The sequence below is a fragment of the Microthrixaceae bacterium genome, assembly GCA_023957975.1.
Taxonomy (GTDB): domain Bacteria; phylum Actinomycetota; class Acidimicrobiia; order Acidimicrobiales; family Microtrichaceae; genus JAMLGM01.
The window spans coordinates 377,858-402,445 of the sequence record JAMLGM010000002.1 but is presented as its reverse complement, the minus strand read 5'-3'; the positions used below and the strand labels follow the sequence as shown (position 1 = coordinate 402,445).

Below are 24,588 nucleotides of genomic sequence, written 5' to 3'. Positions count from 1 at the left end.
TTGCCCGCAAGCGAGAGTTCACCGACGAGTTCGTATGTCGAGGGCTCCGGCTCGGTCAGGTGCCCGTACGCGCCCCCATCAGGACGCGTCACCTCGGTAGACCGACTCGACGCATTGGACGGCGCTGCCTGCACCAAATCGACCAGCTCCCAGCAAAGCCGCCGACGCGAGTCGCTTGCGAGCGCACAGCTCAACGAACTGGCTCTCTAACGCTTCAAGGAGTTGAGACCCGTCACCCTTCCCCACGAGCAACCCGTCTACTCCGTCCTCGACGGCGTCCGGAATTCCCCCCACCGCCGTCGCCACCACGGGCAAGCCGAGCGCCTTCGCTTCCATCAACGCCACTGGCAGCCCCTCGTGGTCCGACGACAGGCAGAAGACGTCGAACGCCGACATGACTCGATGCACATCCTCGCGGAACCCGAGGAATCTGAACCGGTCGCCCAGGCCCAGCACACTGTGCAGTTGGTTGAGTTCATCTTCAAGCGGCCCCTGACCGACGGCGAGAAACACGACGCGCTGCCCGTCGTCGATGAGGCGCTTCGCCGCACGCATGAGCATCGGGTAGTTCTTCTGCTTGCGCAGGTTCGCTACCGTGCCGATCGCGACGGTGTCATCGTCGATACCCAGCTCCGCACGCATCTCGTCACGGAACGCCCGGTTCGCCGCCACGGCTTCGACATCGATCCCGTGAATCAGCGTCTCCACCCGCGGCCGAAGTCGTTTCGGCACCGTCGACCGACAATCGTCGGACACGGCGAACACCTTGTCGTTCAGCCGGTACGTCAGCCGGTTTGCCCATCGGGTGAGCGGCTCGAATCGATCCCAACGGTTGTGTTCCGTATAAACAAAGCGAACGTTTCGGGCGGTCAGCGCCAACGCAACCCGCGCCACCGAGGCCGGAAGCGGCGAGTGCGCGTGCACCACGTCGATCTCACGACTCCTGACGATGTGGACCAGATCGCGAACCCATCGCAGGTCAGACCGTCGGCCAGTTCCGAGCCGATAGACCGGCACGCCGAGCTCCTCGAGCTCGCGTACAACCGAATGTGGGCGATCCACCAGGTACGCCGCGTGGTACTCAAACGCGTCTCGATCACCGAGACGGGCGTGGGTGACCAAGAGTCGTTCCATCCCGCCGACACCCAGGCCGTTTGCCAACCACAACACGCGGCACTTCTTGGGTTCAGAACAACTCGACATCGCCAAGCTCCAAATCGAGTTCATTGAGCAACGGCACCCCCGGGCGCCCAAGGGGCCGCCAGGTCAGAATCGGGCCCAGGCGAGGCACCGACACAAACCCCGACCGCGCCAGCTCGGTGCCTCCACCAGCAATCGCGTAATCCGCTCCGGTCTCACGCAAGATCCGCCGCATCGTCGCTCCGAACGCCTTTGGCGACGCTGCGAGCACTTCCGAAATCGTGGCCTCGAGCGCCGACCCACGCCGGCGAATCCGCACGACCACCACGCCGTCGGAGATCCGATCCCCGACTGGCACCACCCGGTACTGCAAGGCCTCAAATGAGTACCGCCACCGCAGATACTCACCAGAACGGTCGGTACGGAACTCACCGGAACGCTGGTCGCCGATCAACGCCTCAACATCGGCTTCGTTCGCGAACGCCTCGTGTGAAGTCAGCCCAATGGTGAGCGGCTCCGACCACTTGTTCGCAGCAGCCTTGGCCCCGGCAACGCGCCGAAGCGCACCGGGCCGCACAATCGCGACACCCACCGGAACCCGTCCAACCTCCGACCAACCCATCTTCAAGTAGCCAGGCCGACTCTGAGCGTTCGGAGTGTTGAACACGAAATGCGTTCCAGCCTCGGTCAGTTCCGGCAACGCGCCGAGTGTCAGCGCCTTGAACACCCCCCGGCCCTGGGCGTCCGGATGCGTCGCCGTGTCGACCGCCCGCACCGCCTCGTACCACTGCCCGTTGCGCACGAAACGCCACCGCAAGAACACCCGCACCCCAACCAGGCGACCGTCCATCTCCGCAAGCCACATGGGCGACTCGCCAAACGGGTTCTGAAAATGCTTCCAGTCGAAGAACGCCTCATTCGGATCGTCGGCACCCCAGCCGAGGGCAGCACGGCACAGATCGATGGCGTCTTGACGGTCGCTCGGCTCAGCCCGTCGAATCGAAATCTCAGAACTCACTGGTCGACTGCCTACAAGTCATAGCGCCGACATCTCACCAGAAACCGAGCGCGAACTCCAGAGCCAGTCGACCCACATCGCGGTACATCCAACGAAGCGCACTACGTCGAATTGGGCACTCCGGAATTGCGGCGGGGTCCGCGAGCTCCAGCGGTCGGTCCCCGTGCGGCGCTCAACCATTGCGGCCATGCCTCAGCCCAAGGCGTTCTTCATCAACGACCGTCCCCATGTTGCGTTGCGAGTCCAACGCGAGGACTGGGTGGACGGCGTGTGCGCTGTTGCCATGGTTGAAAGTCCGTCGGCCGGTTGACTTGGTTGAACTCGCCCTCGCCGAGTCTGTGGCCCAAATGCACTCGTGCGGCACAGACGACGCAGCCGTTGCCCCTGAAAACCAAACCACTCAACCCCTAAGCACCCTCCGCGATTCAACTCCACGGCGGCTACTGGCCCAGCAAATCGCGGAATGCCGACTCGAAGTGCGGAGCCAGACGTCGACTTCCGTCGGGGGTCAGGTGATTTCGATCCATCCACAACCATTTCCCATCCCTCACCGCAGCGCACTTCTGAGGCTCGCAAAGAGCGGGCGCGGGATCGACTGTCACAACTTGATCATAACGGGCGGCCACCGCGTGTTCGGCATCCAGCAACACCCGCCGGCGAAGCTCGACGTTGTCCATCGTGACAGTCGGAACTCCAGGGTCTGGACGAAACAAACTGATACGCGAAGTGAAGTCGTCAGCAAATTCAGGAACGACATCAAGCACGACGACAGGGATTCCGCGACGACTGAACTCGTCCAACATAGCGGTGAACCCGTCGGTCCACGTATCGATCGCCTGGTCCCGCGATTCGGCAACCTGCCCACCATTCCCGATGGTCGGCGAATCGTCGTTAGGGGGGAATTGCGGCTTCACGTAACTCGCAGATCGATTTGCCACAACGACAATTGCCGGTGCGTCCGCATGGAGATCTTGGAGCACCCTCGCACGCCAAACTAGACATTCGCGTGTCTGCCACACCGGGCTCGGTCCGATCAAGAACGGACAGCCAGACCGATACCGTACTCGCACCCCATACCCATTGGGAACCGCGGCCTCCATAACCCCTTCGAAAGCGCTGTTCGCGTGCGAGTCACCGAGCACCAATACGTGGGGGTTATTCGGCCCCACTCCGCAACGAATTGGCGACCATGACCGACGGGCTTCATAATCATCACACCCTTCCTTCGACGCGCGCCTCTGTTCCGTCAGGCCCGCCGGAAGGTCAAGGCCCCAACTGGCGCGGGCACCAACGTTGACACCGACGGCAGCCAAAATCGGCAGCGCAACGCAAGCCACCGCCAACCGGGCAAGCTTGCGACCATTGAACTCCTTGCCGAGACGAATTGGCTGCTCGATCCACTTATACGAAACTGCTGCAGGTACAAGCGCCACGAGAGCCGCAAGTGACAGAATCTCTCCTGGAGCGTCAGGGAACGCCGAGCGCGCAAGCACGATGAATGGCCAGTGCCAGAGGTACCAGCCATAGGAACGATCCCCTACCCATTGCACTACCGGGTGCTCAAGCAACCGACCAAGAGGGCTTGGGGCTCCTGTACCTGACGCGATCAAAGCCAAGGCCCCACCCACAGGGAGAAGCGCTGCAGTCCCGGGAAACGGAGTTGCGGCCCCGAACAGCCACGAGGCGACTGCGATGGCGCCCGCTCCACCGAACGCGAGACCCCACCGAACAACCCGGCCCAGTACGAGTCCAGACGCAGGCACCACCATCGCGAGCAACACACCCGCACCGAACTCCCACGCTCGCGTAGTCGGCGAGTAGAACCCGAACTGGTCCGGCAACGACGACTTGAACGGCGAGGACCCACTCAGGAACACGACGCCGCATACGAACGATGCAAGCGTTCCACAAAGCACTACTGCGGATGCGACTTTAGTGATCTCGAGTTGCGGTGATTTTAGCCGAGTCGACCGTCGACGCCAACAAAACGCCGTAAGGGCGAGTGCCACGGGCAGCACAAAATAGAACTGCTCTTCAACCGATAGCGTCCAAGTATGCAGGAATGGATTTCGCTCCTCCGCAGGGCCAAAGTATCCCCCCTCCGAGAACATCAGGTACCAATTGGCCAAGGAGACACTGGATGCAGCAGCCGTCCTTGCTGCGAATTGCTGCTGACCGTCAAACGGACTTACCAGCACGATCGATGCCACGAGCGTCAGCATTGACATGACTGCTGACGCGGGGAGCAGCCGCCGGGCTCTTCGGGCGTAGAAATGACGAAGATGGACACGACCAGAATCAGCGAGCTGACGCCGAATCTGCCCCGCAATGACGAAACCCGAAATCACGAAGAAGACGTCGACACCGATATAACCGCCTGGAACTGGAAGATGGGCATGAAATAGCACGACAAGCAGTACTGCGACGGCCCGGATCCCTTGAATGTCGTAGCGAAAGGTGTTCCCTACAGCGCGCTCGTCCGCCTGCCTCAGTTCAGTATTATCCACGCGGTCCAACGATACCGAAAGACAGGCTGCCATTCAACCTCGGGCGCTACCGACGAGTACCGTCAGATTAGCCTCTCCCGACGGAAGCACCGAGTTGGCCGTTCCGCTGCAATTACCAAGCAAGGACCGAGGAGGTAGATGGGATCAAGCGTGAGCCGACGTTCATCGACAATCACTAGCCGCCCGAGGAGGTTCGCGAGTCGTCGCTTCCGGCGGCGTATCGCCTCACTGCGGGTCCCGCCCTCAGGGATCTTGACATCAAAGTAGCCACGCCCAGTGCTGTCGCGCATTCGAACCTGAGTGACAGCGAGGAGGTGAATCGCGAAGTTGGGCTGCCAGTTCCCGCTACGCGAGGGACGATGCCGAGTCCGCTCATCTGAGGTCGCCTCGATTTGGTGTGCCCCGAGGATTCCGGACCATCGGTGAGGCGCACCACGAGGCCACCCAGCGCGCCGACAACCCACCAGCCATCCAGCCTTACTACAACGCTCGCCAAAGCCGACCTCAGAGTCACCATGACAGCTCACCCTCGATCAGCCCGCCATCAAGACATCACAGGAACCGGATCGGTGGGTTCAGGAAAGGCCACCAAGACCAAAAAGTCGTGTGCGAGGAACAACGTCGAGTTGTGCTTCACGCCGACCGAAAGCTCATGGCCGACCCCCCCATCGAGTGAGCTTGCCCCAAGTTGTGGCCACGGGTTTCTTCACGCGGCTTGCGACGCCATGGCCGGAATGAACGCGCACGAGACCGGCACCACGACACCACGACCACCAACCCATCCCCACCGACCGTGTCGCCGCCATCCTCATCCTGCCTGGTGGGCAACAAGTAGAGGCGTCGGCGAACGCTAGGTTGCAAGCGAACCGAGATCATCAATCGCGATCGCAAACCCGACCCGACGTCGGCGTGCCGTGGAGTCACCGACGCCGCACCACCGAATACCTGCTTGACATCGACAAGAGCGGACACCGCGAGCCGACCCGCTCAAACCGGCAGCGTCGCGCAAGGGCACCGGTGGCGCCGTCATCGGCCAGCGCATTCACAACGACCGATGCGTCGACGCTGCCGGAACGGTCACGGACGAGCTCATTCGGGATGCATACATTTCGCCATCAACGACCGCTCCGGCCACACGACCGAGTCAACGTTGCGTACCGCAAAGAACCGTCGAACGACGAGAAGACCCGCCAGTTCCAACGTAGCCGCCGATACGCTTTCACCGTGACCAACAAGACCCTCGGCCGCGAGCGGGCCAGCCAGCTTCTCGGCATCGTAGTGCTGCTAATCGCAGCACCGGTGGTCATTCCAGTCGGCCTGATGTGCGCGCTCGCGATCCGGCTCGATTCTTCCGGCCCCGCACTGTTTCGCCAGGAACGCGTGGGCAAGGGTGGTGTGCCCTTCACCGTCTTCAAGTTCCGCACCATGGTGAACGAATCCAACCCGATCGTTCCCGACGCGTCACGCATCACCCGCGTCGGCAAGATCCTGCGACGGTTCTCCCTCGATGAACTCCCCCAACTCATCAACGTCGCCAACGGAACCATGTCGATCGTTGGCCCACGCCCAACCTTGCAGTACCAGGTCGACCGCTACAGCGACTTCCAACGTCGACGCCTCGAGGTCCGCCCCGGGCTCACCGGACTCGCCCAAGTGAACGGTCGCAACGCATTGAGTTGGGAACGTCGCATCGAGCTCGACGTCGAGTACGTCGAGCGCCAATCGCTGCTCCTCGACCTGCAGATCATCACCCGCACCATCAAGACCGTGCTGAGCGGAGAAGGCATCGACGGACACGATGCCTCCGACCCGCTCGTGGCAGCGGATACCGCTGCGTCGCCAGACGTTGCCAACGCCGGCGGTAGCTCCGAACCGACCTGAGCCAGCCTCACCGCTGGGCCTGCTCACCCGATAGCCGCGAGACGCTCAACTCACGCGCGATCGACCTCAGACCCCGAGCACCTCGACATCGCACCGAATCCCCGGAGCACCTGCGAGTCGCGCATCAGCCGTCACCAGCACAACGCCGAAATGCTCGGCGAGCGCGACATATGCGGCGTCACAGACGGTGACATTGGCGCGCAATTCGAACGCGCGGTCCATGAGCGGAAGCGTCGGCAAACGCTCCATTGCAAACGCGCCGAGGTCCTCAACTGCGACAGCGAACCGCTCCGAGGTCAGATCGCCGTGAAGCCACCGGCGTCGCAGCACAGAAACTGTCTCGACGTCGACGAGGTCCGGCGCCACCAATTCGCCAGCGCGGATCAGCCGACGTCGCGCAACGCCGCCATCAACTCCGTCATCAGCCAACGCGTTAACAACGACCGACGCGTCGACCACGATCACCGCTCAGCCCGCGTCGCCTCGAGGTCGTCAACCGCCGTCCGAAAGCCAACCGTTCCGCCCTGGTGTTGTTCGATTCGAGCGAACAGGTCCTCCACCGAAGGCCGCGATGCCAGGCGGGTCAGTTCTTCGGTCAGGTACCGCTGAAACGACTGCCCACGGCGCTTGGCTCGCCGCTGCAGCGCCGCGTGGACGTCATCAGGAAGGTCACGGACTAACACATTCGGCATGCTTTCATTATGCAATCACTACCGCTGATGTCGCAATGCCCGCCACCTCACCTGTTCTCCGACAACCAGCGGTCGTGATCACGACCACTGGTTATCGGAGTTCACCGACCGGGCGTCGAAACAGCGAGCCCGTTGTGCCGACACGCATCCGCAAGCCGGTCGTCGTAGGTGAGCACGACGTCGACATCAAGCAGGATCGCCGTGGCGAGATGGATCGCGTCGAGCGTGCGCAGGACCGGTGGAGCGACGCGACGGGCAAGGCTGACGACATCCGCGGTGATCGGTCGTTCGGCGACGCCAGACAGCGCCACCTCGAACGCATCCACGAGCTGCTCACGAGAATTCGCGCCAGAATCCGACAAGGAACTCAACGCCCGGCTGACCTCGATCCACGCCAGCGACGACGAGACAACCACTGTGTCGTTCGTGATGTCACTCGCAATGTGATCATCGAGTGCCGCCAGGAGCGCATCGGATTCGGCCTCCTCGACGACCCGCTTAATGAGCGCGCTGCTGTCGGCATAGATCCGCATCAGATCCGATCGTCTCGGTCGAGCAGGCCGCTACTCGTCGTGCCTTCCGGCAACGCGAGACGTCGAGCGAGGTGCCGGTACGGACTGCGCGGTCGAAGGACCACTCCCGCGGCAATCAACACGTCCAACTCACCACGCTTCGCGATCGCGCTGGACAGGCCGAGGTCACGATCTATCGCATCGCGAATCACGTCCTGTTGCGACCGTCCGGAGCGCTGTGCTTCCCGGCGGACCGCTTCCTCCGCGTCCGGCCGCAGTCGCAAGTTCGTTGCCATACGCTCGATGGTACCAAACTTGTACCGATTCCGTACCGATCGAGCACCCCTTTGTACTACTCGAGGCGCCTGACGGGCGGACGCCCTGCCCGTTCTCCGATAACCGGTGGTCGTCATCGCGACCACTGGTTATCGGAGTTCACCGACCTGCCCAGCCGGCTCGCGAATTGGTGGACGCTGTCGGGAGCCGCGAATGCCGTGGCACCAAAGCCGACATCGCGCTATCGAGAGCGGACGTCGAGAACCTGAAAGCCAAGATCGACGCACGTTTCGACAGCTTCGAGGACCGCATCACCAAGCTGATGGCCGAGAACTTCGCCGCTCAGACGAGGTGGGTGGTCGGCAGCATGGTCGTGACGATGCTCGCACTCGTTGCGGCCGTGCTGTGCCGGTAACCGAGGCCACCGACACATCCGACAGGGTGCCCACCGCCACGCGGCCGGGACCTCCCATCCTCATCGCTCGATACGCTCGATTCATGGACACGACGCCCGCCACCCACCGAACCCAACCATGACCGACACCGCGCGTGATCTCGTCATCGTCGGTGCCGGTGGGCACGGACGTGAACTCGCGTCGGTCGTCGCGTCCATCAATCAGGTCGAACCGCACTGGAACCTGCTCGGGTTCGTCGACGACGGCTCACCAGACCTCGAACGACTCGCCCGGATCGACGTGACGTTCCTCGGCACACTGTCGTGGCTCATCGAACACCCTGGCGCCTACGCAGTCGGAATCGGATCCCCACCAACCCGCCGCTCGCTTTCTCAACAACTCGGTGCCGCCGGCTGCACCGCCGCCACCATCGTGTCGCCCTACGTACGTCTCGGCCTCGACGTACGCCTCGGCGACGGCGTGGTCATCTACGACAACTCGGTGCTCACCACCAACGTCACCATCGGACGCCACACCCACATCAACGTCGGATGCTCCGTCCAACACGACTCGACCATCGGCGAGTTCGTACAGATGAGCCCCGGCGTGTTCGTCAACGGTGACGTCACCATCGGCAACGACGTGTTCCTGGGCACCGGCGCGATCGTCACCCGCGGGGTCACCATCGGTGATAGCGCCCGCATCGGAGCCGGAGCGGTCGTGCTCGACGACGTCGCCCCCGACACCCTCGTGGTCGGCGCCCCCGCCCGCCCCGTCCACGGCTGAGCCGACCTCCGGACCTCGACCTCAGCCCACCTCACCCGTTCTCCGATAACCAATGGTCGTGATCACGACCACTGGTTATCGGAGTTCGCCAGACTGCCCGGCAGGCTCGGCGGGAGTCCGAACCCCTACAGCATTGAGCAACTCAACGGCGCCGTCGTCAGTGTTCCTGCCACGGGTTGATCAACTCGACGCCGGTATCGATGAAGTGTCGAATGTTGCGCGTCGCCAGTGCGTAACCGCTCGCAGCAGCGGTGGCCGCAAGATACCCATCAACTGCTGGCAACGGGCGTCCGACCGAGCGGGCGACGACCGCGATCTCGCCATAGCGCTGGGCGGCGGTTTGGTCGAACGGCAGAACCCGGCCGGAGAACAAGCCCATAAGCCGATCAAGCGCCTGCACGAGCCCAGCCTTCCTGCGGCCATCCGGCAGCACGCCAATGCCAAACAACAACTCGGCAAGAGTGACGCTCGAGAGGTACAGCGTGTTGGCCTCCTGGGCGTTGAGCCAGTTCATCACCGCAGAGTCGGGCTCAGGCCGCATAGCTTCGGAGACGACGTTGGTGTCCAGGACGATCACGGCAAGTTCGGCGGCTCGGCGGGAGTCCGATCCCGTACAGCATTGAGCACCTCGACATCGTCGTCGGTCAGGGCCAGTTCCCGACCGAGCTCGGCCAACGCATCGCCGAGACGGATTCGCTCCGCCGGGAGAAGCGCTGCGCTCAGAATCTCGCGAACCTCAGCCTCCGCGCTACGGCCGCGTTGAGACGCACGGACCCGCAACGCTCGGTGTACCTCGTCGGGCACATTTCGAATCGTGAGTACAGCCATCACCGTCACCTCCTCAGGAATGACAGCATTCTATCATTGTGCTGTCATTCGGTGTCGGCACGGCTTGACCTCACCTGTTCTCCGATTGCCAGTGGTCGTGATCACGACCACTGGTTATCGGATTTCGCCAGACTGCCCACACAGCGAGCGGGCGCACAAGCAGCCGTAGGCGACCTCGTTGAGGGCCCCGGCTCCGTATCACCCGCGCACCATCGCCTCACCACAATGGTACGGTTCACTCATGAGTGGGACACACACCATCTCGATGGGAGACAGGGGCAGGTTGGTCGTTCCGGCCGATGTGCGAGAACGACTTGGCCTCACCCCGGGCACTCCGCTGGTGCTGCTCGAAGCTCCCGACGGATTGGTTCTTCTGACCCGCGAACAGCTTCGCGACCGGGTGCGAGCCGGCCTCCAAGGAGTTGATGTCGTCGCCGATCTGCTCGCCGAGCGACGTGCGGCTGCGCGCGAGGAAGACAGCCACACCCTCGACACACCATGACCGCGGTCCTCGACGCATCAGCTGTCTTGGCCTACCTCCGCGGCGAACCAGGAGCCGTCGAAGTCGAGGCCGCGCTTGTGGAGGGCGCCGTGATCGGCGCCGCCAACTGGTCGGAGATCTGTCAGAAAGTCTCTGCCGCAGGCGGGTCCTGGAACGAGGCGCGAGCGCTCCTGCAGAGCTACCCCGTCGAGATCGTTCCCGTCAGCGCGACCGATGCCGAGCTCGCCGCGCAGCTATGGCGTCGGGGATCCGGCCTCTCGCTCGCCGACCGACTGTGCCTGGCGCTCGGCGCTCGACTCAACGCCGTCGTGGTGACAGCTGATTCCGCGTGGGGAGATCGACCAGGGATTCGCCAGATCCGCTGAGCGGGCGAGATCTCACACAGCGCCGCGTCCACGCAGACGCACTTCGCCCGTTTCCCGATAACCAGTGGTCGTGATCACGACCACTGGTTATCGGGAAACGAGTGAGGGCCGCCGCTCGTGGGACGCGGACAACCCGTCGCCAAGGTCTCAGTCGACCTTCTGCACCTTTTTCATTCTGCCTTTTGCACCGTGCGCCTGCAGCCGCACCGCCACCAGGGCCACCGCGACGACAACCGCTGCCATCAACCACACGCGAGCGGTCGCGTCGGATCCGATTCTCTGTGCGACCACTCGCGACCCCAGCACGTTCGCGAGGAGATGAATGCCGAGCAGCACCCCGATGCGACCAGCCCCCACCGACGCCGCTCGCCGCACAACGGCGCATCCGAACGACACCGCCAGGCAGCACAGCGCACCCAGCCACGCGGTGAGGTACCCGGCCGAACCGACCCAGGCCACGAGCGCGCACGCGAACAACGCCACCGCCCGCGCCCCCGGCCCGAACGCCAAGCGTCCCATCACCCCAACCACCGCCATCGGCACGGCCGCCGCGGCGACGAACACCGCAAGCTCCGTGTCGGGAACCGTCGCCCACAGTCCGACAAGGGTCAGGGTGAACAGCACCGGCAGCCACACCTCGAGGTCGCCACACGCCCGAGGCATCACACTGCGGCTCAGCCACATCGCCAGCGCGACCACAAGCCCGAGCACCAGCCCGGCCGCCGCGAGTTCGAGATGCCACCGCTGCACGAACGCAGCATCGAGACCACTCACCACCCCAACGACCACACCGCGACGTTACGCATCACCGGCGTGAGTGTCAGGCCTCGCCGTTACGATGAGGCCATGCCCAACACCGTGGATCTCCTCGACCGTCCAACCTACGGGTACGGCGAAGTCGATCGGCTCCTCCATCTTCGCGCAGGCACCTCAAAGCGGTGGATCGACGGCTACACCCGCGGCGGCAAACAGTACGCACCGGTCGTCCGTGAGCACCCGACCGACAGCCCATACGTCACCTGGGGTGAGTTCGTCGAAACCCGATACCTCTCGGAGTTCCGCAATGCAGGAGTCTCGATGCAGCAGATGCGACCCGCGGTCGCACTCCTCCGGCAGAGATTCCAAACGAAGTACCCGCTCGCCCACGCTCGGCCGTTCACTGACGGTCGAGATCTCGTGCTTAAGGTGCAAGAGGAGGTCGGGCTCGATCATCGTCTGAGTCTTGTCGTCGTCGCGAGTGGCCAGCTCAAGCTGTCTACCGGAGCACAGACCTTTTATTCGACCACGGAATTCGACCCCGATCGGGACAACACGGCCGTATTGATCCGCCCATTGGCGACGTCTGCGTCGGTCACCATCGATCCGTACAGGAACAGCGGATCTCCGGCGGTGCGAGGAGTCAGGACCGAAGTTATCTTCGAACAGTTCAAGACCGGCGAAGAGATCGAGGCAATAGCCGACACGTTCGACCTCACGGTCTCTGAAGTCGAAGATGCCCTGCGCTACGAGGCCGCATAGCAATGGCTGCGCGGCGCGGAAAGCTTCGGTACTACTTCGATGAGAACGTGCTGGGCATCGGCACTGGGTGAACCACCCACATGCCCGATTCCGGCGCATGCTGGCATACTGACGAGGCTGAATCGGTGGGTAGCGAACAGCAGAGCGGCGCACCTTCGCCCCTGACCACCACGCCCGCCAACACGATCATCGGAGAACACGTGAAGGTAGTCATCACCGGCGGTGCCGGATTCATCGGGGCGAATCTCGCCCGGATCATGTCGAACACCGACGAGATCACCGAGGTCGTCGCCTTCGACAATCTCTCCACCGGGTTCCGCACCAACCTCGACGGCCTCGACACCTCCGTCGTGCGCCTGGTTGAGGGCGACATCTTGAACCCCGACGAACTCGACGCCGCTATCGCCGGGGCCTCCGCCGTGGTACACCTCGCCGCTCGCCCGTCGGTGCCCCGCTCGGTGAAAGACCCGGTTGCCTCCCATCACGCAAACGCCACCGGCACCCTCAACGTGCTCGAAGCCGCCCGCCGCGCCGGCGACGTGCAGGTCATCGTCGCCTCGTCCTCCTCGGTGTACGGCTCCAACCCCGAACTGCCCAAACACGAAGACCTCGCCACCCGGCCACTCAGCCCCTACGCCGCCTCCAAACTCGCCACCGAGGCCTACGCCCTCGCCTACGGGTCGAGCTACGGCATGGCGACGTTGGCCTTCCGCTTCTTCAACGTGTTCGGCCCCCTCCAAGCCGCCGGCCACGCGTACGCCGCGGTCATCCCGGCCTTCGTCGACGCCGCCCTCGCCGGTCGCCCCCTTCCGGTGCACGGCGACGGCACCCAGTCGCGCGACTTCACCTACGTCGACACCGTCGCCTCGGTCATCACCGATGCCGTCCTGCGGCGGGTTTCCTCGCCCGAACCGGTCAACCTCGCGTTCGGCTCGCGCACCAACCTGCTCGAGGTCATCGAACTGTTGAAAGGTGAACTCGGCACCGACCTCGCCGTCGACTTCCAACCCTCGCGCACCGGCGACGTCCCCCACTCCCAGGCCGCCAACGACCGCCTCCGAGCCCTGTTCCCAGACATCGAACCCGTCGACCTCGCCACCGGACTCACCCGCACCGTGGAGTGGTTCCGCACCCTCGCCTGACATGGGGGAACGGTCGCTTCCCAAGACATCGTTGCCCCGGCGCGCCCTCAAAGCCACCGCACATCTCGCCGATCGGCTCTCCCCGCCCGAGCGCGGCATCGTCATCGCCATCTACCACCGCGTCGGCGCCGCTGGCGGCGGCCAGATGAACCTCGACCCGGCCGTGTTCACCGACCAGATCGCGTGGCTGAGCGACAACCGTCGGATCATCTCCCTCGATCAGGCCGTCGCCGAACTCACCGAAGCCGCCGAAGCGGGCGGCAATTCCGCCCTCGAACCGGGCGTCGTGTTGACCTTCGACGACGGCACCGCCGATTGGCTCGACGTGGTCGCCCCGATCCTCGTCGCCCACGACGCACCCGCCACCTTCTACCTCACCACCGCCTACACCGAAGGCGCCCAACCCCTCCCCGACGGCGAGCAGGCGCTGAGCTGGTCGGGGGTCGAGGAACTCGCCGCCACCGGCGTCGCCACCATCGCCAGCCACACCCACACCCACGTGCTGCTCGACCGCCTCGCACCCAGCGCAATCGCCGAGGAGCTCGACCGCAGCATCGACCTCATCGGCGACCACCTCGGCGCAGCCCCACGCCACTTCGCCTACCCCAAGGCGCTGCCGCCCTCGCCCGCCGCCGACTCGGCCGTGCGCGAACGCTTCGACTCCGCCGTGCTCGCCGGCACCCGCGCCAATAGCGCCACCGCGGACCTGCACCAACTGTCGCGATCCCCCATCCAGGCCGCCGATGACGAACGCGACGCCCACGCCAAATTCGACGGCGGCCTCGGATTCGAGGACGCGCTGCGCCGACGCATCAACACCATCCGCTATCGGGGCAAGAACCGGTGAGCGCGCCGACCTCCAGCGCGCAAGCCTCAACGACGTCGGGATCGCGCCCGCGCCTCATCCACCTCACCACCGCCGACATCAGTCTCGAACTCCTCCTCGGCCCTCAACTCTCTGCCTTCGCCCAGGCGGGCTACGAGGTCATCGCCATGTCGGCCCCCGGCCCCTTCGTGCCCGCCGTCGAGGCCCGCGGCATCCGCCACGTCGCCCTCGACAACGCCACCCGGTCGATGGACCTGTTCGCCGACGTTCGGGCCCTGCGCGAACTCGTGCGCCAATTCCGCACCCTGCGCCCCGACATCGTCCACACCCACAACCCCAAGACCGGCGTGTACGGACGCATCGCCGCCAAGATCGCCCGAGTCCCCGTCATCATCAACACGGTGCACGGCCTCTACGCCACCCCGGAGGATCGCCTCGTGCGCCGGGTCGCCGTCTACGGAGCCGAACGCATCGCCGCCATCTGTTCGGATCGAGAACTCGTCCAGAACGTCGAAGACATCGCCACGCTGCGATCCCTTCGCATCCCCGAACGCCGCATCCGCCTGCTCGGCAACGGCATCGACCTCGACCGCTTCGGCCCCCCGACCCCCGAGGACCGAGCCGCCGTTCGCCACGAACTCGACATCGCCGATGGCGCCGTCGTCGTCGGCGCGGTCGGGCGTCTCGTGGAAGAAAAGGGCTACCGCGAACTCATCGCCGCCTGGCAACGCGTGCGAGCCGAGGTGCCAAACGCGGTGCTGCTGATCGTCGGCCCGCACGAACCCGACAAGGCCGACGCCCTCGACGCCGCCACCATCGCCCAAGCCGAAGCCGACGGCGTGCGGTTCCTCGGCATGCGCGACGACGTCGAACGCCTCTACCGCGCCCTCGATGTGTACGTGCTGTTGTCATACCGCGAAGGCTTTCCCCGCTCGGCCATGGAAGCCGCAGCGAGCGGACTTCCGATCATCGCCACCGACATTCGCGGGTGTCGCCAGGTCGTCGACGACGGAGTCACCGGACGCCTCATCCCGGTTCGCGACGCCGACGCCGCCGCACAAGCCATCGTCGACCTGTGCACCGATCCGCCCCTGCGCCACACCATGAGCGCCGCCGCCATCGAACGCGCCGCCACCCACTTCGACCAGCGCAACGTCGTGAGTGTCACCCTTGCGGCGTATCGTGAACTCCTGCCCGGCCGGCCGGCGGTGACCAGGGCAGACGACACAACGAGGCCCGCGTGACCGACCCCTCCCCTCACGAGTTGACCCAGATCTTCCTGTCGCCCCCCGACGTCGGGCCGACAGAACGCGAACTCCTCCTCGACGCGTTCGACTCGAACTGGATCGCCCCGCTCGGCCCCCACGTCGACGGGTTCGAGGCCGACATCTTGGCCTGGAGCGACACCGCACACGCCGTCGCCCTCTCCAGCGGCACCGCGGCTCTGCACCTCGCCCTGTTGGAACTCGGCGTCGGCCCGGGCGACGAGGTCGTCGTTCCGACCTTCACCTTCGGCGCCACCGCATTCGTCGTCACCTACTGCGGCGCCACGCCGGTGTTCATCGACTCCGACGAGGACACCTGGAACCTCGACGGCGCCCGCCTCGCCGAATTCCTCGACGAACGCGCCGCCGCCGGCCGGCTCCCCAAGGCTGTCCTCTGTGTCGACCTCTACGGAGACTGCGCCGACTACGAAACGATCGAAGCCGCATGTGAACGCCACGACGTCGCCCTGATCGAAGACGCCGCCGAAAGCCTCGGCGCGTGGCGAGGGTCGCGGCGAGCCGGATCGTTCGGACACGCCGCGGTGTTCTCGTTCAACGGCAACAAGATCATCACCACCAGCGGCGGCGGCATGTTGGTCACCGACGACGAACGCCTCGCCGAACGGGTCCGCTACCTGTCGACCCAGGCTCGCCAACCCGTCGCCCACTACGAACACACCGAGGTCGGCTACAACTACCGGCTCTCCAACCTGTTGGCCGCACTCGGCCGGGGCCAACTCATGGGGCTCGCCGCCAAGATTGAGCACCGACGCTCCGTGCGGCAGCGCTACATCCGGGAGTTGGAACAACTCGACGGCTGGTCGATTCGCCGACCCAGCGCCGGCGGAACCGACAACGGCTGGCTGACCGTCGCGCTGCTCGACCCGACGCTGCCCTACACCCCCACCGAGCTCATGGCCGCCCTCGCCGCGCAACGCATCGAGTCGCGACCCGCCTGGAAGCCGATGCACCAACAGCCGGTGTTCGCCGACGCGCTCTACCTCGGCGGCACCGTCGCCGAGCAGGCGTTCGAGCGCGGCGTGTGCCTGCCGAGCGGATCCTCGCTCACCGAGACCGACCAGACCCGGGTCATCGAGGCGATCGTCGAGTTCGACCGCGCCGCCAAAACCACAACTGGCGCGCGATGACCACCGACCCCACGACCGACGCGCCCTTCACGGCCTCGGCCGCTGCGGCCTCACCCGCCGCCGACTCACCCGCCGCGCCGCCAGCGCCGCCAGCGCCGCCTCCGCCACCTACGGGACCGCCCGAACGGTCGAGGCGCACCAGCACCCATCGCCGACGTCGGTCACGCCTCACCCAAGGCGAACTTCAGGCGCTCATCGCACTGCTGGTGCTCGGCGCCGTGCTCGGAGCGCTCAGCCCCGGCGCCGCCACCGGCCACGACATCGTCGACGCCATCTATCGGGCCGCGTTCGTCGCCGCGGTCACCCTCGCCGGATCGAGGTCGCGACGATGGTCGCTCGTGTTCGGCGCCGGCATCGTCGCCATCTTCGGCGTCGGCCTCGGCCAGATCCTCGGCATCGCCGCCCTCGCCGGCGCCGGGTACGCGGCGTGGAAGGACTTCCGCAACCGACTCGTCGGCGCCACCCTCGGCGCGGCCATCTCGCTCGCCGCGCTTCGCCTCGGCCCCGGACCGTTCCTCGGGTCCACCGTCATCCTGGGCACCCTCGCGGTGGTGCCGCTGATGTGGTCTGGGTACAAGATCAGCAGCCGCGCCGCACGCCGCAACGTCCGTCGAGGCATCGCCGCCATCGCCGTCATCTTCATCGCCGGGTTCATCATGGCCGGCATCCGCGCCGCCACCTCGGTGTCGACGCTTCGCACCTCCGCCACCGACCTCCGCAACGCCGTCGACGCCGCATCCGACGGCGACACCGAGGCCGCAACCGACGGGTTCACCCGCGCCCAGGCCGGGTTCGCCAGCGTCGAATCCGGCGGATCGATCCTGTTGTCGCCGGCGCGCCTCATCCCCATCGCCGCCCAGAACATGGCCGTGGTCGAACAGGTCTCCAGCGCCGGCGCCGACCTCAGCGCCGCGGCCGCAGAACTCACCTCGAGTGTCGACTACGACGCCATCCGCCGCGACGGAGGCGGCGTCGACCTCGCCGTCCTCGAATCGATCAGCGGGCCGGTCGCACGGGCCGACGACGCCCTCAACGCCGCGGGCGACACCATCGATGGCCTCACCCGCGAATGGCTGTTGCCCCCGCTCGCCACCCGGGTCGACGAACTCGACGACAAAGTCACCGACTACGGCGGACAGACCCGGGTCGCCCGCATCGCCCTCGACCACGCCCCCGCCCTGCTCGGCGCCGGAGGCGAACGCCGCTACCTCGTGTTGTTGGGCAACCCGGCGGAGTTGCGCGACCTCGGCGGACACCTCGGCAACTGGGCCGAACTCACCATCGCCGACGGCGCCGTCAACCTCACCGAAGTCGGTCGCCCCTCAGAACTCTCACAACCCCAGCTCGACGCAGCGGTCGCCGACGACGGCAACGTGCCCGAAAGCATGGTCGGGTTGCAGCCCGCCCGCTACCCCCAGAACTGGAGCGGATCGCTCGACTTCTCCTTCGTCGCACAGATGTCGTCGCGCCTGTTCACCGCCGCCACGGGGCGCAGCGTCGACGGCGTCCTGTACGCCGACCCCCACGTCGTGTCCGCGCTGCTCGCCATCACCGGCCCCGTCGAGGCCCCCGGGCTCGGCCGCACCATCGGCTCCGGCGACGTGGTCGGCTTCCTCACCAAAGACCAGTTCGCCGACTACGGCACCGACTCCGAGGGCGACGACGCCGTCACCGAATTCATCGAAACCGTCTTCGAACGCTTCCAGAGCTCCACCCTGCCCGGCCCCCGAAGCATCGGCGACACCTTCTCTCCCCTCGTGCACGCCGGACGCCTCCGCATGATCTCGTTCCACGACGACGACCAGCCGCTCATGGACCTCACCGGGCTGAGCAACACCTTCGACGACACCGCCACCGACTACCTCGCCGTCGTGAATCGCAACGCCAACCCCTCAAAGATCGACGCCTACCTCACCCGAGACAACGACTACCGGGTGCTGTGGAACCCGGCCACCGGCGAGGTCACCGCCACCGTCACCGTCACGCTGCGCAACACCGCCCCGGCCACCGGGCTTCCCGACGTCGTCATCGGCAACGGATTCGGAGCCCCGTGGGGAACGAACCGCACCGACCTCGCCGTCATCACTCCCCTCGGGTTGAAAGGGGTGAGCGTCGACAACGCGGAGGTCGGCGCCATGCCGCTCGTCGAGGGGCGCGGGTGGCGCCACACCGTGCGCGTCGACGTCCCCGCCGGCGGCGAGCGCACCGTGCGATTCGAACTGAATGGCCGCCTGCAACCCGCACGCGCGTATGACCTGTTCATCGCGGCCCAACCCACCCTGAATCCCGGCTCGACGAACGTCACCATCACCAGCACCGACGGATCGTTCCGGCCGGCCGACGGGCTCGACGTCCTCGAAACCGAGGCGACAACCACGGTCGAAGACCTCGGCGAGCACCGCCTGTCGGCAGCACTCAGATGAACCGCCCCACACCGCGGTTCGAGAACGGGCCATTTCACCTAGCCCCCAGCCTTGACCCGAACCTCCGAGTCGTTCAGACTCTAAGTCGAATACGTCGGGATAGCATGAGAGTTCATCGCTCACCCGACGGGGCTGTTCGGCATTCGAAAATGCCGGCGGCGGGAACCACAAGGGAGTCCACATGAACGCCAAAAAGCGCACAACTGCAGCCCTTTCGGCCTCTGCAATCGTTGTCGCTCTCGGTGCCGGGCTGATCCCCGCCGGCCCCGTCGCGGCCCAGGGCGGCACCGCCACCACCAGCTGTTCGGAATACGTTGCGGCCAGCCTGTCGGTCAGCAACCCGTCTCCCAACCCCGGCGACACGATCACCGTCAGCGGCTCCACCGCGCCGAACAGCACCGTGTCCATCCAACTCGTCATCGGGTCGAACGTCTACCTGCTCGGCAACGTCGTCACGAACGCGAGCGGCAGCTTCTCCACCTCGGTGACCATCCCTGCCGATGCCCCCGCCGGCCCGGCGCGCATCCAAGCGAACGACCCCGCCTGTAACGGGCCGCTCAGCGTCGACATCACCATCGGCGGCGGCGGCACGACCACCACGACGCCGACCGTCGGCGAGTGCGGCACCGACCCGATCACCATCCATTTCGACGGCACCCGCCTGATCGACTGGGACGGCTACAACCCCAAGGTCGAATACACGGGCATCGAACCGATCAGCCTGGCGGCAGGCACCTGGAACATCATCGAGGCCGTCTCGCGAGACAGCTACCCCGGTCGAGTCACCCAGACCCAGACCTCCGAGATCTGGGAAATCGAGTTCCTTTCCGGCAGCACGGTCGTGGCCCGCTCGGCACCCACCGAAGACCTCGCAGACATGATCGCCAACGCCGAATGGATCGGACCGCTCGGGTCGGTCACGCTTACGAGCGCCATCGACGGCGTGCGAGCCCACCACCTTCCCGACCAGTTCCCCGACGCCCCGTGGGGCCAGGCCAACAGCGTCGACCCGATCAGCTTCACCATCTGCACCGAGGGCGGCGCAGCGGCGAGCACCACCACCCAGGCCGGCCAGACGACCACGACTCAAGCGGGTCAGACCACCACGACCCAGGCCGGCGATGTCGACGGCAACGAGGTCACGACCCCATCCTCGGCTCCGAGCACCACGGCTGGTAGCGGAGTCGGCGGCAGCAACCTCGCCTGGACCGGCTCGACCACCAGCGTGCTGTTGCGCATCGGTGCCGCGGCCGTGATGGTCGGTGCGCTCATCTTGTTGAAGTCCCGCCGCCAGCTCGCTTCCTGAGGCTGAGCCTCGCGCTTGGCGCCAAGCGGGTAGCGCTGGCATCTAACGCTCAAACTTCCTGCAGAAAGTGACACCACGTGTCACTTTCTGCAGGAAGTTTGCCGTTAAGGCACCCCGAGCGGTACGCGCCTGGGCACCCGGCACCACCCCCAGCCAGAACGCCCACCCCAGCCCGAACGCGGGTAGTTTTTGGGCGCCATCTGGCCCCCAGGGGTCACTTCTGCAATAACGCGCAGGCCCCCCGGAGCCGCCCGACCGACTCGGAGGCGGGCTTTTACTCGGTGCCGCGGACCGGGGTGACCGGGGTGGCCGGGCGCACCGGAAGGGCCGCCTCGGCGATGTGATCGTGCAACAACGCCGGGTCAAGCGCCGGCACCGGCACCCGCGAAATCAGCGGGTGCTCGGAGGTGCGGGCCTGAGCCTCCTCGTCGGGGCCGAACAGCACCTCGTGCAGCTTCTCACCCGGACGCAGCCCGGTGTACACGATGTCGATCGGGCGATCGGACTCGGCGATCAGACGATTCGCCAGATCGGTGATCTTCACCGGTTCGCCCATATCGAGCACCAGCACCTCACCCGAGGCCGAGCTCGCGCCCGCCTGGATGACCAACTGGCAGGCCTCCTCAATCGTCATGAAGAAGCGGGTGACGTCGGGGTGGGTAACCGTCACCGGACCGCCGCGTGCGATCTGCGCACGAAACAGCGGGATCACCGAACCGCGGCTGCCCAGCACGTTGCCGAAGCGCACGCTCAGATACGACTGATCCGACCCGACCGCGTAATGGGCCGTCAGACGCTCGGCGAGGCGTTTGGTGCGCCCGAGCACCGAGGACGCGTCGGCCGCCTTGTCGGTGGAGATGTTGACGAAGGTCGACACCCCGAAGCGCTTCGCCACTTCCAACATGTTGTAGGTGCCCAACACGTTGGTCTTGAACCCCTCCTCGGGGTGCATCTCGAGCAGGGACAGGTGCTTGAGCGCCGCGGCGTGGAACACGACGTCGGGCTGGTGCTCCTCGAACACCTCGATCATCCGGTCGAGGTCGCGGATCGACGCCACGACGAGGTTGCGCGAATCGAGCAGCCCGCGGCCCTCGATCGACACCTGCACCGCCTGCAACGCCGACTCGTCGCGGTCCAACATGACGAGCGACTCGGGTGCGAACCGCACGATCTGGCGGCACAACTCCGAACCGATCGATCCGCCGGCGCCGGTCACCAGTACCCGCCGGCCGGTCAGGTAGCCGGCCACGGACTCGATGTCGGTGTTCAACTCACGTCGGCCCAGCAGATCGGCCTCGGTGAGGGGGCGAACGTCGCCCACCGACGGAAGCTGACCCAACAGTTCACCAACCGGGGGAAGCACCATCGTGGTCAGGTGTGCCTCGTCGGCGCGTGCCACCAACTCGCGAATCAGGTCGCCCGACGCGCTCGGAATGGCGATCACCAGCCCGGTCGCCCCGTGGCGTTTCGCCACCTCGGCGAGGTCGTCGCGGCCGCCCTCGACGGGCACCGACCGGATCCACAGGTTGCGCACGTCGGGGCTGTCGTCCAACAACGCCACCGGGACATAGGGCGAGTTGGGATTGTTCAGCATCGACCGGATCAGCCCGGCCCCGCCCTCGCCGGCGCCGAACACGACGACACGCTTTGCGGTCTCCGCATCGGGGCGAAGGGTGCGGTCGCGGATGACGCGCCACGCCGATCGGCCACCGAACATCGCGCACAGGGCGATCGGGCCGGCCAGGATCGGCACCGACACCGGCACCAGACGGTCGAACACCGGGTTCAGCAGCGTCGAAACCACGGTGACGATCGCCGCCGAACGGATGGCGGCGGCGACCTCTTCGAAGGTGCCGTAACGCCAGCGGTGGATGTAGAGCCCGATGAAGCGGCCGACCACCACCTGGAACAGGCCGATGCCGAGCCCGAAACGGGCCACCGACACGAAGTCGATGCGGCTCGGGTCGAAGTCGTAGCGCAACAACGTCGCCGCCATGATCGCCACAAACCAGCTGGTGGCGTCGAACAACGCCTGCAGGGCAAACCTGAAACGCACCAGCGCGGTGGAAAAAGTCATCGAAGTGGATCCCCAGTTGTGTCCCGAACCGTGCAATAAGCTTCCCCCGCCTGCGGCGAGGATTCAAGAGGCACGTCAAACTCATCTGCGGCTGGGTCGATCGACCCTGTGGGCCCGGGTCGACCGTCCTGTTGACCCTGCCCGCCACGCTCCGCAGACTGATGCGGCAGCCGAAAAACGGAGGACGTTGGTGCAGCGAGTTGTCGTCATTGGACAGGGTTACGTCGGGCTTCCGGTGGCGGTGCGCGCCACCGAGGTGGACTACGACGTCGTCGGGTTTGAACTCGACCAGCGCAAGGTCGACGGGCTCAACGCCGGGCGCTCCCATGTCGAAGACATCACCGACGAACGCCTCGGCGCCGCGATCGCCACGGGGCGCTACCGGGCATCGGCCGACCCCGCCGACCTCGCCGGGTTCGACATCGCCGTGATCTCGGTGCCGACCCCCATGGCCGAGGGTCTCCCGGACCTCACCTACATCGAATCCGCCAGCTCCACCCTCGCCCCCCACATTCGGGCCGGAGCCACCGTCATCCTGGAGTCCACCACCTACCCGGGCACCACCGAAGAACTGTCCCTGCCGCTGCTCGAAGCCGGCTCGGGCCTCACCGGCGGCGTCGACTTCCACCTGGGCTACAGCCCGGAACGCATCGACCCCGGCAACCAGCGTTACCGCCTCGAAAACACCCCGAAGGTCGTGTCGGGAATGAACGCCGAGTCGCTCGCCCACGTCCAGGGCTTCTTCGACCGCCTCGTCGAGACCACAGTGCCGGTGTCGGGCACCCGCGAGGCGGAACTCACCAAGCTGCTCGAGAACACCTTCCGCCACGTCAACATCGCGCTCGTCAACGAGTTGGCCATGTTCGCCAAAGATCTCGACATCAACGTATGGGAGGCGATCGACGCCGCGTCGACCAAGCCGTTCGGATACATGCGCTTCACCCCCGGCCCCGGTGTCGGCGGGCATTGCCTGCCGATCGACCCGAGCTATCTGTCGTGGCAGATCGAGCGTCGCCTCGGCCAGACCTTCCGCTTCGTCGAGCTGGCCAACGACGTCAACAGCCACATGCCCGACTATGTCGTGCGGCGGGTGCAGTTCCTCCTCAACGAGGCCGAACGGTCGGTGAAGGGGTCGAAGGTGCTGGTGTTCGGTCTCGCCTATAAGGCCGACACCGGCGACGCCCGCGAAACCCCGTCGGTGCCGATCTGCGAGTTGCTCACCGGCCTCGGCGCAAACGTGTCGGTCGTCGACCCCCACGTCGAGGACCGTCAGTTCCCCGACGGCGTCTCCCGAGCCGAGGGCACCCCGCAACAGATCGCCGAGGCCGACATCGTGTTGTTCCTCGTCGATCACTCGAACTTCGACACCGCAGCGATCGTGGGCAACGCCCGCCTCGTGCTCGACTGCCGCCACCGCCTCGAGGGCCCCAACGTCGAACACCTGTAGACCCACCCCCTGCCGATCGGCCACCACTAGGGTGTCGGGCGATGTCCGACGACATTCCCACCGATCGCGCTAGCGCAGCAAACGACGCCGAGCGCGCCGAGGGCGCCGAGGAGGTCCGCCTCTTCGGCGACCCGCGCTCGGGCCTCATCGACCGACGCTCGCCCGGAACTCCAACGCCCGAGGGCGCTGCGATGGCACGGCGCGCCACCGACATCGATTCCGGCGTGCGCCTCAACCGCGGAACGGGATTCGCCACCTTCCTGCTCGTGTCGGGATGGCTGTTGTTCGGAGCGACGCTCATCGCCGGCGGGCTCATCATCTACAACGCTCAGGAGGTCGGCGCGTTTTCCAACCCGTGGAACTCGACGCGCCTCGCGGTGGGCATCGCCGTGTTGTCCATCGGCTTGACCCAGTCGATCCTGATGATCGCGTTGTCGCTGGTCATGACCCAGTTGCAGACGCTCATGCGGTTCAGGTTTCGCGACGCCCCGACACGCAATCACTGACGCGCGCCCAACCGCCCCGGGAAGGCAT

General features: G+C 65.8%; 25 protein-coding genes. 14 read left to right on the top strand and 11 right to left on the bottom strand.

Annotation, left to right across the window (positions count from 1 at the left end):
- Positions 1-78: 78 nt before the first annotated feature.
- From M9952_04585 to M9952_04575, 3 genes are all read right to left on the bottom strand, one after another.
- Complete coding sequence (locus tag M9952_04585; GenBank protein MCO5312200.1) at positions 79-1,170, bottom strand: glycosyltransferase; 1,092 nt, start codon at positions 1,168-1,170, stop codon at positions 79-81.
- A gap of 16 nt (positions 1,171-1,186) precedes the next feature.
- A complete protein-coding gene (locus tag M9952_04580) occupies positions 1,187-2,158 on the bottom strand; it encodes a GNAT family N-acetyltransferase (GenBank protein MCO5312199.1) in 972 nt (323 codons plus the stop codon).
- 440 nt (positions 2,159-2,598) lie between these two features.
- Complete coding sequence (locus M9952_04575) at positions 2,599-4,698, bottom strand: acyltransferase (protein MCO5312198.1); 2,100 nt, start codon at positions 4,696-4,698, stop codon at positions 2,599-2,601.
- 1,191 nt (positions 4,699-5,889) lie between these two features.
- On the opposite strand from M9952_04575, the gene M9952_04570 reads away from it, so the two are divergent.
- The gene (locus M9952_04570) at positions 5,890-6,546 is read left to right on the top strand and encodes a sugar transferase (GenBank protein MCO5312197.1); all 657 of its coding nucleotides are present in this window, start codon (positions 5,890-5,892) and stop codon (positions 6,544-6,546) included.
- A gap of 66 nt (positions 6,547-6,612) precedes the next feature.
- Here M9952_04570 and M9952_04565 read toward each other — a convergent pair whose 3' ends face one another.
- From M9952_04565 to M9952_04550, 4 genes are all read right to left on the bottom strand, one after another.
- Positions 6,613-7,005 (bottom strand): type II toxin-antitoxin system VapC family toxin, encoded by a 393-nt coding sequence (locus tag M9952_04565; GenBank protein ID MCO5312196.1) that lies wholly within the window; start codon positions 7,003-7,005, stop codon positions 6,613-6,615.
- A gap of 2 nt (positions 7,006-7,007) precedes the next feature.
- On the bottom strand, positions 7,008-7,238 hold the full coding sequence (locus M9952_04560) for a hypothetical protein (GenBank protein ID MCO5312195.1): 231 nt from the start codon (positions 7,236-7,238) through the stop codon (positions 7,008-7,010).
- 101 nt (positions 7,239-7,339) lie between these two features.
- Entirely contained in the window at positions 7,340-7,771 is a 432-nt protein-coding gene (locus tag M9952_04555; protein MCO5312194.1) for a type II toxin-antitoxin system VapC family toxin, read from the bottom strand.
- Positions 7,771-8,046, bottom strand: a complete 276-nt coding sequence (locus tag M9952_04550) for a hypothetical protein (GenBank protein ID MCO5312193.1) — start codon at positions 8,044-8,046, stop codon at positions 7,771-7,773. Before M9952_04550 ends, M9952_04555 begins: the two co-directional genes overlap by 1 nt.
- A 170-nt stretch (positions 8,047-8,216) precedes the next feature.
- Here M9952_04550 and M9952_04545 point away from each other — a divergent pair, with 170 nt between their 5' ends.
- Positions 8,217-8,441, top strand: coding sequence for a hypothetical protein (locus M9952_04545; protein MCO5312192.1), 225 nt, complete (start codon positions 8,217-8,219; stop codon positions 8,439-8,441).
- A 118-nt stretch (positions 8,442-8,559) separates the two neighbouring features.
- A complete protein-coding gene (locus M9952_04540; protein MCO5312191.1) occupies positions 8,560-9,207 on the top strand; it encodes an acetyltransferase in 648 nt (215 codons plus the stop codon).
- A gap of 157 nt (positions 9,208-9,364) precedes the next feature.
- On the opposite strand, the gene M9952_04535 is transcribed toward M9952_04540, so the two are convergent.
- Together M9952_04535 and M9952_04530 are read right to left on the bottom strand one after the other, a co-directional pair.
- Positions 9,365-9,784, bottom strand: a complete 420-nt coding sequence (locus M9952_04535; GenBank protein MCO5312190.1) for a type II toxin-antitoxin system VapC family toxin — start codon at positions 9,782-9,784, stop codon at positions 9,365-9,367.
- The gene (locus tag M9952_04530; protein MCO5312189.1) at positions 9,781-10,035 is read right to left on the bottom strand and encodes an antitoxin; all 255 of its coding nucleotides are present in this window, start codon (positions 10,033-10,035) and stop codon (positions 9,781-9,783) included. Before M9952_04530 ends, M9952_04535 begins: the two co-directional genes overlap by 4 nt.
- A 241-nt stretch (positions 10,036-10,276) precedes the next feature.
- On the opposite strand from M9952_04530, the gene M9952_04525 reads away from it, so the two are divergent.
- Positions 10,277-10,537 (top strand): AbrB/MazE/SpoVT family DNA-binding domain-containing protein, encoded by a 261-nt coding sequence (locus M9952_04525; protein ID MCO5312188.1) that lies wholly within the window; start codon positions 10,277-10,279, stop codon positions 10,535-10,537.
- Positions 10,534-10,902 (top strand): type II toxin-antitoxin system VapC family toxin, encoded by a 369-nt coding sequence (locus M9952_04520; protein MCO5312187.1) that lies wholly within the window; start codon positions 10,534-10,536, stop codon positions 10,900-10,902. The genes M9952_04525 and M9952_04520 overlap by 4 nt, the downstream gene beginning before the upstream one ends.
- A gap of 147 nt (positions 10,903-11,049) precedes the next feature.
- Here the strand turns inward: M9952_04520 and M9952_04515 are convergent, their stop codons facing one another.
- Complete coding sequence (locus M9952_04515) at positions 11,050-11,691, bottom strand: hypothetical protein (GenBank protein ID MCO5312186.1); 642 nt, start codon at positions 11,689-11,691, stop codon at positions 11,050-11,052.
- Positions 11,692-11,748: 57 nt separating this feature from the next.
- Between M9952_04515 and M9952_04510 the strand changes: the two genes are divergently transcribed.
- From M9952_04510 to M9952_04480, 7 genes are all read left to right on the top strand, one after another.
- Positions 11,749-12,420: a DUF433 domain-containing protein gene (locus M9952_04510; protein ID MCO5312185.1), complete on the top strand. Its 672-nt coding sequence runs from the start codon at positions 11,749-11,751 to the stop codon at positions 12,418-12,420.
- Between the two features lie 200 nt (positions 12,421-12,620).
- Positions 12,621-13,562 carry an NAD-dependent epimerase/dehydratase family protein gene (locus M9952_04505; GenBank protein ID MCO5312184.1) on the top strand — a complete coding sequence of 314 codons (942 nt, stop codon included), beginning with the start codon at positions 12,621-12,623 and terminating at the stop codon, positions 13,560-13,562.
- Between the two features lies 1 nt (position 13,563).
- Positions 13,564-14,409 carry a polysaccharide deacetylase family protein gene (locus M9952_04500; protein MCO5312183.1) on the top strand — a complete coding sequence of 282 codons (846 nt, stop codon included), beginning with the start codon at positions 13,564-13,566 and terminating at the stop codon, positions 14,407-14,409.
- Positions 14,406-15,632: a glycosyltransferase family 4 protein gene (locus tag M9952_04495; GenBank protein ID MCO5312182.1), complete on the top strand. Its 1,227-nt coding sequence runs from the start codon at positions 14,406-14,408 to the stop codon at positions 15,630-15,632. The genes M9952_04500 and M9952_04495 overlap by 4 nt, the downstream gene beginning before the upstream one ends.
- A 20-nt stretch (positions 15,633-15,652) precedes the next feature.
- Positions 15,653-16,801 carry an aminotransferase class I/II-fold pyridoxal phosphate-dependent enzyme gene (locus M9952_04490; GenBank protein ID MCO5312181.1) on the top strand — a complete coding sequence of 383 codons (1,149 nt, stop codon included), beginning with the start codon at positions 15,653-15,655 and terminating at the stop codon, positions 16,799-16,801.
- Positions 16,798-19,224, top strand: a complete 2,427-nt coding sequence (locus tag M9952_04485) for a DUF4012 domain-containing protein (GenBank protein ID MCO5312180.1) — start codon at positions 16,798-16,800, stop codon at positions 19,222-19,224. The genes M9952_04490 and M9952_04485 overlap by 4 nt, the downstream gene beginning before the upstream one ends.
- A 181-nt stretch (positions 19,225-19,405) precedes the next feature.
- Positions 19,406-20,530, top strand: coding sequence for a hypothetical protein (locus tag M9952_04480; GenBank protein MCO5312179.1), 1,125 nt, complete (start codon positions 19,406-19,408; stop codon positions 20,528-20,530).
- 274 nt (positions 20,531-20,804) lie between these two features.
- On the opposite strand, the gene M9952_04475 is transcribed toward M9952_04480, so the two are convergent.
- A complete protein-coding gene (locus M9952_04475; protein MCO5312178.1) occupies positions 20,805-22,607 on the bottom strand; it encodes a polysaccharide biosynthesis protein in 1,803 nt (600 codons plus the stop codon).
- 190 nt (positions 22,608-22,797) lie between these two features.
- On the opposite strand from M9952_04475, the gene M9952_04470 reads away from it, so the two are divergent.
- Together M9952_04470 and M9952_04465 are read left to right on the top strand one after the other, a co-directional pair.
- Positions 22,798-24,054 carry a nucleotide sugar dehydrogenase gene (locus tag M9952_04470; GenBank protein MCO5312177.1) on the top strand — a complete coding sequence of 419 codons (1,257 nt, stop codon included), beginning with the start codon at positions 22,798-22,800 and terminating at the stop codon, positions 24,052-24,054.
- Between the two features lie 41 nt (positions 24,055-24,095).
- Positions 24,096-24,560, top strand: coding sequence for a hypothetical protein (locus M9952_04465; GenBank protein MCO5312176.1), 465 nt, complete (start codon positions 24,096-24,098; stop codon positions 24,558-24,560).
- Positions 24,561-24,588: the final 28 nt, after the last annotated feature.

What these genes read in the sequence shown, in the direction of transcription:
- M9952_04575 (MCO5312198.1), bottom strand. Translation starts at nt 4,698, where the DNA reads ATGGCAGCCTGTCTTTCGGTATCGTTGGACCGCGTGGATAATACTGAA.
- M9952_04560 (MCO5312195.1), bottom strand. Translation starts at nt 7,238, where the DNA reads ATGCCGAATGTGTTAGTCCGTGACCTTCCTGATGACGTCCACGCGGCG.
- M9952_04555 (MCO5312194.1), bottom strand. Translation starts at nt 7,771, where the DNA reads ATGCGGATCTATGCCGACAGCAGCGCGCTCATTAAGCGGGTCGTCGAG.
- M9952_04550 (MCO5312193.1), bottom strand. Translation starts at nt 8,046, where the DNA reads ATGGCAACGAACTTGCGACTGCGGCCGGACGCGGAGGAAGCGGTCCGC.
- M9952_04540 (MCO5312191.1), top strand. Translation starts at nt 8,560, where the DNA reads ATGACCGACACCGCGCGTGATCTCGTCATCGTCGGTGCCGGTGGGCAC.
- M9952_04530 (MCO5312189.1), bottom strand. Translation starts at nt 10,035, where the DNA reads ATGGCTGTACTCACGATTCGAAATGTGCCCGACGAGGTACACCGAGCG.
- M9952_04525 (MCO5312188.1), top strand. Translation starts at nt 10,277, where the DNA reads ATGAGTGGGACACACACCATCTCGATGGGAGACAGGGGCAGGTTGGTC.
- M9952_04520 (MCO5312187.1), top strand. Translation starts at nt 10,534, where the DNA reads ATGACCGCGGTCCTCGACGCATCAGCTGTCTTGGCCTACCTCCGCGGC.
- M9952_04510 (MCO5312185.1), top strand. Translation starts at nt 11,749, where the DNA reads ATGCCCAACACCGTGGATCTCCTCGACCGTCCAACCTACGGGTACGGC.
- M9952_04500 (MCO5312183.1), top strand. Translation starts at nt 13,564, where the DNA reads ATGGGGGAACGGTCGCTTCCCAAGACATCGTTGCCCCGGCGCGCCCTC.
- M9952_04485 (MCO5312180.1), top strand. Translation starts at nt 16,798, where the DNA reads ATGACCACCGACCCCACGACCGACGCGCCCTTCACGGCCTCGGCCGCT.
- M9952_04480 (MCO5312179.1), top strand. Translation starts at nt 19,406, where the DNA reads ATGAACGCCAAAAAGCGCACAACTGCAGCCCTTTCGGCCTCTGCAATC.
- M9952_04475 (MCO5312178.1), bottom strand. Translation starts at nt 22,607, where the DNA reads ATGACTTTTTCCACCGCGCTGGTGCGTTTCAGGTTTGCCCTGCAGGCG.
- M9952_04465 (MCO5312176.1), top strand. Translation starts at nt 24,096, where the DNA reads ATGTCCGACGACATTCCCACCGATCGCGCTAGCGCAGCAAACGACGCC.